The 13,858-nt window shown below is 63.4% G+C and carries 12 protein-coding genes and 1 pseudogene; 6 read left to right on the top strand and 7 right to left on the bottom strand.

All coding sequences use genetic code 11. From position 1 onward, the window contains the following. Window positions 1–121 precede the first annotated feature (121 nt). From C484_RS09150 to C484_RS09130, 5 genes are all read right to left on the bottom strand, one after another. A complete protein-coding gene (locus tag C484_RS09150; protein WP_006825652.1) occupies window positions 122–2,050 on the bottom strand; it encodes a hypothetical protein in 1,929 nt (642 codons plus the stop codon). Window positions 2,051–2,135: 85 nt separating this feature from the next. Then, window positions 2,136–2,498 (bottom strand): hypothetical protein, encoded by a 363-nt coding sequence (locus tag C484_RS09145; RefSeq protein ID WP_006825651.1) that lies wholly within the window; start codon window positions 2,496–2,498, stop codon window positions 2,136–2,138. A 237-nt stretch (window positions 2,499–2,735) separates the two neighbouring features. Then, a complete protein-coding gene (locus tag C484_RS24300) occupies window positions 2,736–3,296 on the bottom strand; it encodes a hypothetical protein (RefSeq protein WP_049915220.1) in 561 nt (186 codons plus the stop codon). Then, window positions 3,263–3,490: a hypothetical protein gene (locus C484_RS24295; RefSeq protein ID WP_049915217.1), complete on the bottom strand. Its 228-nt coding sequence runs from the start codon at window positions 3,488–3,490 to the stop codon at window positions 3,263–3,265. Before C484_RS24295 ends, C484_RS24300 begins: the two co-directional genes overlap by 34 nt. A gap of 127 nt (window positions 3,491–3,617) precedes the next feature. Beyond that, window positions 3,618–4,391, bottom strand: a complete 774-nt coding sequence (locus C484_RS09130; protein ID WP_006825650.1) for an IclR family transcriptional regulator — start codon at window positions 4,389–4,391, stop codon at window positions 3,618–3,620. A gap of 755 nt (window positions 4,392–5,146) precedes the next feature. Between C484_RS09130 and C484_RS09125 the strand changes: the two genes are divergently transcribed. The 5 genes and pseudogenes from C484_RS09125 (at window position 5,147) to C484_RS09105 (ending at window position 11,055) form a co-directional block, all read left to right on the top strand. Then, a complete protein-coding gene (locus tag C484_RS09125; RefSeq protein WP_006825648.1) occupies window positions 5,147–6,568 on the top strand; it encodes a family 4 glycosyl hydrolase in 1,422 nt (473 codons plus the stop codon). A gap of 92 nt (window positions 6,569–6,660) precedes the next feature. Next, window positions 6,661–8,229, top strand: a complete 1,569-nt coding sequence (locus C484_RS09120; protein WP_006825647.1) for a glycoside hydrolase family 28 protein — start codon at window positions 6,661–6,663, stop codon at window positions 8,227–8,229. Between the two features lie 144 nt (window positions 8,230–8,373). After that, window positions 8,374–9,441, top strand: coding sequence for a Gfo/Idh/MocA family protein (locus C484_RS09115; protein WP_006825646.1), 1,068 nt, complete (start codon window positions 8,374–8,376; stop codon window positions 9,439–9,441). A gap of 12 nt (window positions 9,442–9,453) precedes the next feature. Next, window positions 9,454–10,525, top strand: a pseudogene (locus tag C484_RS09110) (lactonase family protein). Between the two features lie 95 nt (window positions 10,526–10,620). Beyond that, the gene (locus tag C484_RS09105; protein ID WP_006825643.1) at window positions 10,621–11,055 is read left to right on the top strand and encodes a PPC domain-containing DNA-binding protein; all 435 of its coding nucleotides are present in this window, start codon (window positions 10,621–10,623) and stop codon (window positions 11,053–11,055) included. Between the two features lie 39 nt (window positions 11,056–11,094). Here C484_RS09105 and C484_RS09100 read toward each other — a convergent pair whose 3' ends face one another. Next, on the bottom strand, window positions 11,095–11,331 hold the full coding sequence (locus tag C484_RS09100; RefSeq protein ID WP_006825642.1) for a hypothetical protein: 237 nt from the start codon (window positions 11,329–11,331) through the stop codon (window positions 11,095–11,097). Window positions 11,332–11,523: 192 nt separating this feature from the next. Here C484_RS09100 and xacF point away from each other — a divergent pair, with 192 nt between their 5' ends. Then, window positions 11,524–12,975, top strand: coding sequence for a 2,5-dioxovalerate dehydrogenase (xacF, locus tag C484_RS09095; RefSeq protein WP_006825641.1), 1,452 nt, complete (start codon window positions 11,524–11,526; stop codon window positions 12,973–12,975). On the opposite strand, the gene C484_RS09090 is transcribed toward xacF, so the two are convergent. After that, window positions 12,969–13,829 (bottom strand): NAD-dependent epimerase/dehydratase family protein, encoded by an 861-nt coding sequence (locus C484_RS09090; RefSeq protein WP_006825640.1) that lies wholly within the window; start codon window positions 13,827–13,829, stop codon window positions 12,969–12,971. The two genes, xacF and C484_RS09090, sit on opposite strands and share 7 nt — an antisense overlap. Window positions 13,830–13,858 lie beyond the last annotated feature (29 nt).

The raw sequence follows: 13,858 nt of genomic DNA, 5'->3' as shown, positions 1-13,858 counted from the left end.
TCATAATTGGGAGTTTGAATCTGGGTTCAGTGATGGCGAGCTAGTATGAGTGAATCCAAACCAGATACTAAACTAGTATCTGACACATATTCGAGTACTGCGACGATCGCAGTACCGACGGTCACTCATCCCGAACTCGCGACCGACATGACCCGGTCCACGGCAGCGCATAGGACGGCTCAGTGACGAATCGATCGAGTGACGCTGCGACCGTGAACCGCGTTCCGCTCGGGAGCGACACCCGAATGCACGTCGACTCAGGACGTACCAGTTCATCGTCGAGTTCTATCGCCGTGAACTCGTGTTCGCCGTATGCACCGGCCTGGACGATCACGTCGCGATCCCGTCCACCGACGTTGACCAGCGTCAGCGTCACGCCCTCCCGGGTCATGTCCTCGACCAGCGCGGCGACGCCGGGCGGTAGTCCCGGCCGCTCCCGCTCGGGGTCGAAGTGGCGAAGCTGCGCCATCACGAGTCCGCCGTAATAGACCGGCTGTGGGGCACCCATCGTCAACTGGAGCAGTCCGCGGTGAACGATCGGATTCCGATCGCGGAGGTAATCTTCATCGACATCGTCCGGGACCCCGCCCTCCTCGCGCATGAGCGCGAGGCGGTCCTGTACGTGGGCGTGGCTCGCTTCCAGCCGCCGCTGGGGATAGTCCGGAAACTCCCCATCGAGGTACGCCAACCAGGCGTACTCCTGGCCCGCCCCGTGCTTGTTCGACGGCCGGTAGTCGACCTGCGTCCAGTCCCGTGACCCCCAGTCGCGAAGTCGATCGACCCGCTCCCGATCCGCTTCCGACAGTGACAGATACCAGAGGTGGAACACGTACGGATCGTCTCGATGCGGCTTGAACTCGTACCAGCCGTCGCGCCACAGCACCTCCCCGTCGTCCTCGGTCAGGACTCCCGAGGCGTCGTAGTGGTAATCGCCGGGACCGCCGTACTTGTGCGGAACGTACAGCGTCGAGTGGATCGAATCCTCGTCGACCTCGATCCCGTTCTCGATCAACACGTCGAGTTGCGACCGCGGAAACGCCAAATGCTCCCGATCTCCGGTGAGCAACACGGCGTTCTCCGCGGCGACCGTCGGCCCGATACCGACGTAGTGCCACCCGCCCCACGACCAGCCGTAATAGCCGCCGTACCACGAGCCGTCGGTGTACTCCCCGATCTCGCCCGACCGACCGACGTTGTCCGGAATGATGCCGCCGTTCTCGGCCGTTCGCTCGCGCCACGCCGCGAGATACTCGAGGGCCCACTCGCGATACCGGTCCTCGCCGGTGTGGAGGTAAGCGTTCGTCATCAGACTCGTCACGTTGAGATTGAGCGGAATATCCCCCTTCGAACACCGCTCGTCGAGCACTTCGAACAGTCGCTCCTCGTTGTCGGGGTCACACAGCTCGGCCGCCTCGGCGAACTCGAGATCACGCCACGGCAGACCGTGACTCGCCCAGCGGTACTCGGCCCCGTAGGGGTGGTGTTCGTACGCGGAAAAATCGCAGTGATCCGGCCCCATACTGCCGTTCATCGGCCCGTGGACGAGGCGCCGGTCGCCGTCGTAGTTCCCCGCATCCGCCTCGTCGTCGGTATCGAAGTACAACCGGGCGAACCGTTCCGCGCGGTCGACGACGGCCTCGTCGGTCGGCGCAGCAAGGCCCATGTTGTACGTAAAGAGATTCCCCTCGCCCAGGTGAAACCAGTCGCGACACTGCTCGAACTCGTCGACGACCATCGGATGACCGAACGGGGTGTCAGTGTTCCTCCCGCGTCGAAGCGCGCCCGCATAGACATCCTGGGCGTGTTCGAGAAATCGCTCGTCGCCGCCCAGTGCGTAGACGAGCGGCCAGTTGTAGAATCCCTCGATCACGTCGTCGAACCCATCGACGCCGGTGTAGCCCCTGGGTGGCCAGTACGGTTCGCCGTTCTCGTCGACGTATTCGTCGACGAAGCGATCGACGGCGTCCGCCATCGTCTCGAACAGTTCTCGTTGCAAGAGCGCCCACTCGGGCGGCCGACCGATCGAGTGCTGCGCCGCTAGCTCGAACATACCTCGTGTGGCGTCGGTCGGGGTGATTAATATTTGGGTCGAGGAGAGAGGCGAGTCGCGGGAGTCCGTAGGCTCGAACCCGTCGCTACCCGTCGAGATTCCCCTTCGAATCCCAGATTTCGGTGATGAGATCGACGAACAACGCCGTTCGTTTCGGCTCTCCGTCCGGCGTCGTCTGGTCGAGGGGACAGTTTTCGAGGTTCGCGACGAACTCTTGGGTGTGGGTCATCTTGCCGACGACCTCGCGAACGTCGAACGTGATCGTGTTGTCGCTGTCGGTCTGGAGCCACGCGGCGGCGCTTTGCTCTTCGGTGTACTCGAGCGTGTACGTCTCGCCGATTCGATCGACGATGTGCTCCATCGGACCGACTTCCAGGCGATCCCCATCGTGGTCCAGATAGAGCGTTTCGTCCTCGATCCGGGGTTCGTATCGCGGTTGGGCCGTCATTGTGTGATACGTTGGGACACGGCCGAGGATCGTATAAATGGTGTGCTCTCCGGCGCGGACCCGCAAGGTTGCGAGGTTAGGAGGTTTCGAGGCCGCGAACCGCACGATTGCGGGACGGTGAACCAGCTCAACGAGCTGTCAGAGCGTCGGCAAGCGGGTTCCGAGTTCAGCGCCGGCGGCCGTCTGCCGTCGGTGGTCGATTCCTCGGCTCTTCGGTTTTTCGGAGTCGAGTAGTGACTATTCGACGGTACGGGCTTTCGCCCGAAGCCAGGCGCGTGTCCCGCTCTGGGGAACGGAGATCGGACACGTCCGGACTGGAAGGTCGGGATAGCCGCCGACTTCCGACTGGCTGTCGATGTAGGTTCCCTCGCCGGCGTCGAGTTGGGCGATGAGTCGCTCGTCGATGGCAGTGCGGTCGGCCGGTCGCGCGCCGGCGTTGTCGCGGTTGTGATCGACGACGGACGCCTCGTCGCGTATCGCGACCTGCTCCGTATCGATGTCGGCGAGGAGCGTCCAGTCGTCCCCGTCGGACGACCCGTACGCTTCGAAGGTATCGCCGCGCCTGCACAATCGCAGCCACTCGGCCTCGAGACTGCCGCCGTCGACCTCGCTCTCGTCCTCGCCGCCGGAGGTCGTACTCACCGTCTCGGCTCCAGACTCGGGACGCCACTGCAGTGATACCGCCCCGTTCGGCGTCCGGCGAAGCATCACGTTCGCCGCGTCGGGAGCCAGCGACTCCCGAATCATGATTCCGGTCTTCGCGTTCAGATCGGTGTGTTCCAGCGCGGTATTGCGCACTCGAACGTCGATGTCCCGCTGAACTCGTCGTGGGAGTAGTGAAACGCGTCTTCCGTATTCCAGATGTCCGCGCCACCGCCGCGGATCGTGATGAGCGTCGCTGCAGCAACCGCGTCGCTGAACAGCGGTAGTGTCGCGAGGCCGAGACTCCCTGCACCGACCGTCTGCAGAAACGTCCGTCTGTCGTGTGTCATTAGCCTACACCAATCAGGGAATCAAGTCGAAAAATGGTAAGTGTTTCTTGAACGAATGTGCAGGTATCCGAGAGGACGCGTTCGACGACAGTCGAACCGATTCTGAGACGGCGAACGAACCGTGGAGTCAGGAGAATTTCGTATTGAGTTCGATCACGTTGGCGGTTCGTTGCACGCTTTCGGCGAGTTCACCGTGGAGGACCTCGTCCGTGCTGCGACTCACTGGGCCGGAGACGCTGACGGCACCGAGGACCGTGTTCCCGTTTTTCACAGGGGCGGCAACACATCGGAGTCCCTCGATGTTCTCCTCGTCGTCGATCGCGTACCCCTGGTCGGTGATGACATCGAGTTCATCAGCGAAGCGCTCGGGGTCGGTGATCGTTTTCGGCGTTTTCGGGGCGAACGAGACGTGGTCGAGGATCTCTCGGCGTCGGTCGGCCGGGAGGAAAGCGAGGATGGCCTTGCCGAGGGATGTCGAGTACATCGGCTGTTTGCCGCCGGGTCGCGAGACCGTTTCGACGGCCTGCGTCCCCATCGCCTTGTAGAGGTAGGCCACTTTGCCGTGTTCTTCGAGCCCGAAGTGGGCGATTTCGCCCGTTTCGGACGCCAGTTTATCGACTTCGTCGACGATGACCTCGTAGTTTGCAACCTGCTCTCGAACGTCGTTTGCCATATCGAGGAGTTGCAGACTGAGTCGGTAGCCATCGTCCTGTCGAACGATGATCTCCTGGCTCTCGAGGGTTCGAAGGTGGCTGTGGATGGTGCTTTTGGAGTGACCGAGCTCGTCGGCCAGTTCGGTAACGCTCGTCGCCTCGTTCGCACGGATGGCGTCGAGAATCGTAAATGCGATTTCGACCGACCGAATGCGCCGTCCAGTGCGTTCATCGGGGGTGCTTGCCATACAAAGTGGTATCATAGTTCAGGATTATAAGTCTGTTCTCCAGAAGGGAACTGAAACGGGTCGTCGGGAGCGATCGGTCCAGCACTGACTACTCGCTGGGTGCGTTCGTCCGTCCCTGTTAGCGGACCGCCATCGGCAGGTCGGCACCCACAACGTCGTCCGACACAGTATTGCTGAACCGGCCGTCATTCCCGTCTCGCGAACGAGGATTGTCACCGATAAAACGGCGTATTTAGCACGTAGAAGCGCTACTACGCTACTATTCGCCACTACTGAGTGACGGTCGGCCGAGACCATTTACAATTGTACGATTGTAATGTTTCCACAAATTCATTACAACAGTACGTATGTCAATATTCGGCGAGCGGGAACTCACTGAACTCGGGGGGAGAAACGAGAGAGGAGACCGATGGTAATAGCCGGAACGGAGACCAGCAGGAGAGATTTCATCCGGACGAACGAGTACCGACCGCTGGACTGGAAACCGAGTGTGGTGAACGCAAGAGCAGCGGAGTTGATCGACACCGTTCAGCAACACGTCGAGACGGTTGTTGCGGCCGGTCGTGATTGATACGGCGACACGGAGACGCCGCTTTTCGCCGACGTGGTCGATCCGGAGTCCGGCGTTGCAGTCGCTGCCGATGCGCGTGATGTCGGCAGGGAACGCGGCTTGCAAACGCCGCTGTCCAGCAAGAGAGCCGGCAGTTTCGACCCCGACCACCAACGCTTTTGGGCGTTTCGTTCGGGAGAGACGTATGCATCACCTTGGCAGACGTTCGAGCGACGCAATTCCGGAGATCCGAATCGGCTACATCGGTGGCGGCAGCCAGGGCTGGGCGCACACCCTCATCAACGACCTCGCGCAGTGTACGGAGATCGCCGGCACCGTCGCGCTGTACGATGTCGACTACGAGGCTGCGAGGAAGAACGCTGAACTCGGAACGCAGGTAACGAGCCGCGCGGACGCCGACGGTGACTGGACGTTCGACGCGGTTCGGGACCTGTCCGCCGCGCTCTCGGGCGCGGATATCGTCATCTGCTCGATCCAGGACCCGCCGGCGGAGACGTTCGTCCACGACATCGACCTGCCGAAGCAGTACGGCATCCACCAGCCGGTCGCCGATACCGTCGGCCCCGGCGGCATCCTGCGCTCGATGCGGGCGATTCCCCAGTACCGAGAAATCGCGGCGACGATCCGCGAACAGTGCCCCGACGCGTGGGTGCTCAACTACACGAACCCGATGACCGTCTGCACCCGCACCCTCTACGAAGAGTTCCCCGAGATCAAGGCCATCGGCCTCTGTCACGAAGTGTTCCAAACGCAGGAGTTGTTCGCCGACCTCGCGACGACGCATCTCGACGGCGTCGACGCCGTCGATTCGGACGAGATTCACGTCACCGTCAAGGGAATCAATCACTTCACGTGGATCGACGAGGCGCGCTGGCGCGGCCGCGACCTCTATCGGTTCCTCGACGCCGAACTCGCGGCCCGAAAACCGCTGGCCGACTTCGATCCCGGTTCGATGGCCGACGCATCCTACTGGACCAACAACTATCGCGTCGCGTTCGACCTCTACGACCGGTTCGGCTGCTTCCCCGCGGCCGGCGACCGCCACCTCGTCGAGTTCATCCCGTGGTATCTCGAACTCGACGATCTCGAAGAACTCCACCGATGGGGGATTCGGTTTACGCCAAGCGAGGCGCGGCTGCCGGCTGACGGACCGACGCCGACGGAGCGGTATCTCTCGGGGGCGGAGACGTTCGAACTCACCGAATCCGGCGAGGAAGCCGTCGACATCATCCGGGCGTTACTCGGGCTCGAACCGCTGGAAACGCACCTGAACTATCCCAACCAAGGGCAGGTCGCTAACCTCCCGGACGGTGCCATCGTCGAGACGAACGCGTTGCTCACCGGCGACGCCGTCACGCCGCTGACCGCGGGCTCGCTTCCCCGGTCGATCCGGTCGCTCGTCCTCACGCACGTCCACAACCAGGAAACGCTCGTTAAGGCCGGCTTCGACGGCGACCTCGACCGGGCGTTCCGGGTATTCCTCTCCGACCCCGTCGTGACTCTCGAGCGGGAGGCGGCCGAATCCCTCTTCATTGAACTCGTCGAGCGCGAACGCGAGTTCCTTGATGCGTGGGACGGAGAGAACGCGACGATTCTCGAGACGTGACTGGATCGGCGTCCGTAAGGGGAGCGACGGAACCTCGGTCACGAATCGCCGACGACGCAACGTTTATTTTCGTACTGCGAAATAGGCAGACGATGGCAGTCCCTGACACGGGTCGATACGACATCCGCGAGTTCGGCGCACAGAGTGGGTCCGACGATTCCAATACCGAGGCGATTCAGACGGCGCTCGACGAGTGTGCCGGAACCGGTGGAACGGTGTCCGTTCCCCCGGGAACGTACGTGACGGGCCCGCTTCGCGTTGGTGATCGGACGACGCTTCATCTGGAGGCGGGAGCGACACTGCGATTCGTCGGCGACTACGAGGCGTTCCCGACGGTACAGAGCCGCTGGGAAGGGTGGGATCAGATCGGCTTCCACCCGTGCCTGCTGGTCGACGGAACCGACACCGTTTCGATCACCGGTCAGGGAGCGATCGACGGGAACGGCGAGTACTGGTGGCAGTTCTACGGCGAGCCGGAACCGATGCTTCCCGACGGACTGCAGGACCGACTGGCCGAGTTCGAGGCGCAAAACGACAAGCAAGACGACGTGAGCAGTTTCACGCACCGGCCGCCGCTGCTCCAGATTTTCGATGCCGAGAACGTCACCGTCTCGGGCGTGACGCTGCGGAACTCGCCGTTCTGGAACACGCACGTCGTCTACTCGGAGAACGTGACGATCACCGACGTGAACATCGAAAACCCGGCCGGCGCGCCGAACGGCGACGGGATCGACATCGACTCCTCGCGGTACGTCCGGATCAGCGATGCGTACATCAACGCGGGCGACGATGCGATCTGCATCAAATCCGGGAAGGACGCGGAGGGGCGTGAGGTCGGCGAGCCGGCCTCGCAGATCACGGTCGCGAACTGCACCGTCGAGGCCGGTCACGGCGGCGTCGTGATCGGAAGCGAGATGTCTGGCGACGTCCGGGACGTGACGGTGTCAAACTGCACGTTCACCGACACGGACCGCGGGATTCGGATCAAGACCCAGCGAGGCCGCGGCGGCGTCGTCGAGGATCTGCGATTCGACCAGATCGTCATGCGCCGCATCGCGTGTCCGTTCGTCATCAACGGCTACTACTTCACCCCGTTGGACAGCGATCCCGAACCGACCGGCGAGGGGACGCCGCTGGTCCGCAACGTCTCGTTCAGCAATATTACCGCCCGCAACGTCGAGACCGCCGGCTTCTTCGCCGGGCTCCCCGAGCGGTACTTCGAGGGCATCTCGTTTCGCGACGTGCGGATCGACGCAACCAGATCGCTCGATGCGACGGACCTCGATCCCGCGATGGCCGACGGCTACGAGCAGACCCACGGCCTGTTCTGCAAGTCCATCGCCGACATCTCGTTTCGGAACGTCGAACTCCGAACGCCCGACAGCCCTGCACTGCGCGTCGAGGAAACGGACGACGTCACCATCGACGAACTCGACGTGCAACCCGTCGTCGGCGCAGACCCTGCATCCGACGAGCCCGCTCTCTCCCTTTCGAACGTCGAGCGCACGCAAGTTCGCGGCTGTACCCCGCCGGCGGACGGACAGTTCCTGCGCGCAAGCGGTCCGAAGACCGACACGATCGCGCTGGCGGGCAACCACGGTTCGCTGGCCGACTCGATCGAACTCGACGATGAGAGCGATGTGCGGCTCGATCTGGACTGACCGCTAAGTGCTTCCCTGGTCCGGCATCACCGGTCACCGCGATCACCGACCACGACGAACCGGCTGCAGGACTGCAGGGCAAGACCGAGCCACGAGAGACGGCAAACACCCACCGAACAAAACAATTATACGCTATTTACCTGTATGCGTGACTACGACATGGTTGACTCATCCGGATCGCCGCTTCGCGTCGGACTCGTCGGACTCGGCAGCCTCGGCGTCCGACTCGGCCGGCAGTTCGAAACCGTCCCGAACGCCGAACTGGTCGCCTTGGCCGACGTCAACGAATCGAACCTCACCGATGCGGGCCGCGAATTAGACGTTCCGCGCTCGGCCCAATACGCGGACTACGAAACGATGCTCGACGAGGCCACCCTCGATGCGGCGGCAATCGCCACCCCGAACGGCCTGCACTACGAACAGATCCTGGCCGCGCTCGACCGCGACCTGCACGTCCTCTGTGAAAAGCCGCTGGCGACGGCCGTCGACGACGCGGCTGAACTCTATCGACGCGAGCAGGAGACCGATCGAGTGATGATGCTCGGCTATCAGCGCCACCTCAACCCCGCGTTCATCATGGCCCGCGAACGGTGGGCGACGGGCGACAACGACCCGACATCGATCACGGCCGAGATCACCCACGACTGGCGCTCGTACTACGAGACCATGGACGACTGGCGAATGGACCCCGAACTGAGCGGCGGCGGTCACCTCCTGAACGTCGGCTCACACGTTCTCGACGCTATTCTCTGGGTAACCGGCCTCACACCGACTAGCGTCGACGCCACCGTAGAGTTCCACGACGACGACCAGTACTTCGACACGCAGTCGTCGATCACCATCGAGTTCGCAAACGGCGCGCTCGCCACCGTCTCGGACACGGGGATCGTCGCGTGCACTCGGGAACACATCCACATCTGGGACGACGACGGCGCGGTGTATCTCGAGGGCCGCGAGTGGGACGAACGCACCGGCTATACGATCGACGCGGAGGGAACGGAGCACGATCCGTATCTCGACTACCACGGTCGACGGACCAAGGCCGAAGCGTTCACCGAATCGGTGCTTGAAGGAACGGAACCGCCGATTTCGGTTCGAGACGCGTTTCGAACGTTGGTCGTGACGATGGCGGCGTACGAGTCCGGCCGCACCGGCGACCGCATCGAACTCGCCGATCGGTACGCGTTCGGAGACGACGCGCTGCTGGGCTAACACCGCGTTGTGATGAGCGGACAGACACGGATACGGACACGAGAGACGATCCGCATACTCGTCTGTTCGGCCGGGAGCAACGGCGACGGCATCGTCGATATCGAGTTGGCGGCCGACGGAACGGTAACGGAGCGCGCACGAGTTCCCGCGGCGAATCCGGCGTTTCTTTCGGTCCACCCCGACGGGAAGAGTCTCTACACGGTCGAGCGAGCGGCGGGCGGACGGGTGGCTTCCTACCGACTGAACGGCGGCTGCGGCGATCTGGCGCGGCTCAACGACCGTTCGAGCGAGGGGGCTGGCCTGTTATGTTAGCGTCGATGCGACCGGTCGCTACGCGTTTGTGGCGAACTACGAAGGCGGAACCGTCGCCGTGTTTCCGATCGACTCCAACGGGCGGGTGGGCGAAGCCAGCGATATCGTCCACCACGAGGGAACCGATCCGGATCAGGACCGGCAGTCAGCCCCGCATCCCCACGCGATCGAACCGGGTCCGCGGAACCGGTTCTGCTACGCGCCCGACCTCGGAGCGGATCGCATCGCGATCTATCGCCCGGACGCCGACACCGGCGAACTGCGAGCGGCCGAAACGGAGCCCGCAACGGCCCGTGCGGGAGCAAGACCGCGTCAGATCGCATTTCATCCGACTGCCCCCGTCTGTTACGCCGTCGACGAACTCGACGCGACGGTGAGCGAGTTCAGGCGCGACCGCGAGTCCGGGGCACTCACGGCGGTCGGTCGGACGAGTACCCGTCCCCCGCAGTTCGGCGGAGACAACGCGCCCGCAGCCGTCCGCGTCCACCCGTCGGACCGGTGGGTGTACGTCTCGAATCGAGGCCACGACAGTATCGCCGTCTTCGCGGTCGACCGGGCGAGCGGGAGTCTGGAACGCGTCGGCCACAAGTCGACGTGCGGGGAAACGCCTCGAGACATCACGCTCTCGCCCGGTGGCGAGTTCCTGCTTGCGGCCAATCAGCACGGCGACTCGCTCGTCGTCTTCGCGATCGACGGCGACGGCCGCCTCGACGCGCGCGCTGAACTCGCGGTGCCGAAGCCGGTCTGCGTGACGGTTCTCGATCCGCGGTAGAGAGCACCCGGCGTCGAACGCGAATCGCCGTCCCGACGGATCGTCGGCTGCCGCGGCGTCAAGCTTTATTCTCCCGGCCGATCCACAGTGAGACGATGAACTCGTTCGAATCCGACGACGGGCACGTCATCGTTCGTCTCGACCGCGGCGATCTGGCGCTCGAATCGATCGAGCGCGCCTGTACGACACACGAGGTCGATACCGGTGCTGTCGTCACCGGGATCGGCACGTTCAGCACCCTGAATATCCATTACGTGGATCGGACCGACCTCCCCGACGAGCAGGCCGATCGAAACGTCGATCGGGAGTTGACGGGTTCCTGGGAAGTCACCGACATCAACGGCGTCATCGCGAACGGCGAGCCCCACCACCACGTGACCGCGTTCGACGGCGACCGAACCGTCGGCGGGCACCTGGAACAAGGCTGTGAGATCAACGTTCTCGGCGAGATAACGATCAGAAAACTACCGGGCCTCGAACTGGAGCGGCGGCCGAACGACCGGCAGATCTCACAGCTCGAGCGTCGCTAAGAAACGACTGCCGACGCGTGCTGAACTCGGGCGGACCGATTACCGCCGTCGCCACCAGATGAACCCGTAGAAGCCGAGGCCGGCAAGTACCAGTCCAGCGCCCCAGACGGTGATAACGGCGGCCCAGACGCCTTCGTTTATGAGCGCGCCGAGTGCGATCAACAGCCCGCCCAGCAGCGCGAGTTTCAACAGGATCGAGTTCCGAAGCGATCCGCGTCGCACTCCGTGGGGATGTGCGACCGACTCCGAGTCGTCCGTCTGTTGTGTGACCTCCATTACCACGAATGGTACGCATACTCGTATAAAGTAATCCGGGTTCGTCGGCGACCCGACGGCGATACTGCGTCACCGTCAGCATCGCGGAGACGGACGAGAGAAAAAGAGAGAGCACAGCAGATTGTCGCGCGGGAGGAGAGTTTTGCCGGAAGACCAACGTTCGTGTTGGGAAACGCGAAATCACTAGTCCGAATGCCGACAGCATACCGTAACTACGTCGACGGCGAGTGGATCGAATCGCGTTCGGGCGAGACCTTCGAGGTCCGGAATCCAGCCGACACGAACGATATCGTCGGAGAGTTCCAGGCTTCGACGAGTGCAGATACCGACGCGGCGGTCGAAGCTGCGGTCGATGCACAGATGGAATGGGCGACGACGCCGGGGCCGGAACGGGGCGACGTGCTCGCGGAGACGGCCCGGATTCTCGAAGAGCAGCGGGACGAACTAACCGAGACGCTCACGCGCGAGGAGGGCAAGACGCTCGACGAAGCCGGCGGCGAGGTCCAGCGCGCGATCGATATCTTCAGCTACTACGCCGAGAAGGCCCGCGATCTCGGCGGCACCGTCAAATCGCCGAGCGGCACGGACACGGAACTGTACACCAAACGCGAGCCGCTCGGAACCGTCGCGCTGATCACCCCCTGGAACTACCCCATCGCGATTCCGGCCTGGAAACTCGCGCCGGCGCTCGCAGCCGGGAATACAGCGGTGCTAAAGCCGGCCTCCGCCGCGCCGACGGTCGCCCGGAAGCTCCTCGAGGCGCTCGACGAAGCCGGGCTTCCCGACGGCGTCGCCAACTACGTCACCGGCTCGGGCAGCGAAGTCGGGGGAACGCTCGCGTCACACGAGGACATCGACGGCGTCTCGTTCACCGGCAGCACGGCGGTCGGAACGGGCGTCGCGCAGGCCGCCGCCGACGATCTGACCCGCGTGCAGTGCGAGATGGGCGGCAAGAACCCCACCGTCGTCATGCCGAGCGCCGACGTGGCCGAGGCGGTCGACATCGTCGGAGCCGGCGCGTTCGGCGTCACCGGACAGGCCTGCACCGCCTGCTCCCGAGCGATCGTCCACGAGGACGTCTACGACGAGTTCGTCGCGGGCATCGCCGACTACGCCGCGTCGATCGAGATCGGTCCCGGTCTCGAGAATTCCGATATGGGCCCCCACGTGACGCAGAGTGAACTCGAGTCGACGCTCGAGTACGTCGATATCGCGACCGAAGACGGCGCGAACCTCGAGACCGGCGGCCGCCAGCCCGAAGGGAGGGCCTACGAGGACGGCCACTACGTCGAACCGGCCGTCGTGTCGGACGTAACGAGCGACATGCGGATCGCTCAGGAGGAGGGGTTCGGGCCAGTGCTCGCGGTGTTAAAGGTCGACAGTTTCGAGGCGGGCGTCGACGCGGCGAACGACGTGGAGTATGGCCTCTCAGCGAGTATCGTCACGCAGGATCTTTCGGAGGCCCACCGATTCACCGAGGAGATCGAATCGGGCGTCGCGAAGGTCAACGAGAAGACGACCGGCCTCGAACTGCACGTTCCCTTCGGCGGCTACAAACAGTCCTCGACGGATACCTACCGCGAGCAGGGCGACGCCGGCCTCGACTTTTTCACATCGACGAAGACGGTCTACATGAACTACTGAGACAGCTGCTCGACGGATTCCGGCGGTGCGTCCCATTCCTCGCCGTCGTCCTGCGGGTCGTAGCCGAGGACCGATCGCGCGTGTTCGAGATCGAACCACCGCCGCCGGTTGTCGCTCACGCCGCTGAAAATATCGAACTCGACGCGCTCGTCCGCCAGACAGCACTCAATCTGGTGGGCGAAGTCCCGGCGCGACTGCCAAGTCGCTTTCATCCGTGCGACCTCCCGTTCGTACTCGGGACTGCCGCGCTCCCACTCGCCGTTTTCGACGCCCGCCTCGGCGTCGCCGTAGGGATGGTCGTACTCCGGCATCCGGACGCTACAGATCCGAAGCGCGTAGAATCGGTTCGGATACGCACAGTCCTCGACGTAGTACCGTCCCAGATCCTCGCCGAAACTCTTGGAGGCTCCGTAGTAGGAATCCGGACGCACGGGGTCCGTGTGGTCGAGCACGAGTTCGTGCTGTCGGTCGTAGATGTCGGGGGCGAACTCCTGTTCGTACTGTCCCATCACGTGATTGGTCGAGCCGAAAATGACCGAGTCGACTTCGGCCTCGCGAGCGGCCTCGAGCACGTTGTACATCCCGATGACGTTCGGTTCGAAGATGTCGCTCCAGTCGCCGTCGGTGTAGGGATAGGCGGCGAGGTGGACGATCGCGTCCTGGCCGGTACAGGCCTCCCGAAGCGTCTCGTAGTCCGCAATATCGCCGATAACGGTCTCGTAGCCGCCGTAGGGATCGTCTTCGTCTCGTCCGGATCGGTTGTAGTAGGTGAACTCGTACCGATCGTCGTCGTGCAGGTGATCGATGATCGCGGTTCCACAGCGGCCGTACGAACCGGTCACTAGTACGTCCATGCCTCTAGTCCCACGCGGGGACACCATCA

The organism is Natrialba taiwanensis DSM 12281, assembly GCF_000337595.1.
Classification (GTDB): Archaea; Halobacteriota; Halobacteria; order Halobacteriales; family Natrialbaceae; genus Natrialba; species Natrialba taiwanensis.
The sequence above is the reverse complement of the archived record's forward strand: the minus strand, read 5'-3'. Positions and strand labels throughout refer to the sequence as shown.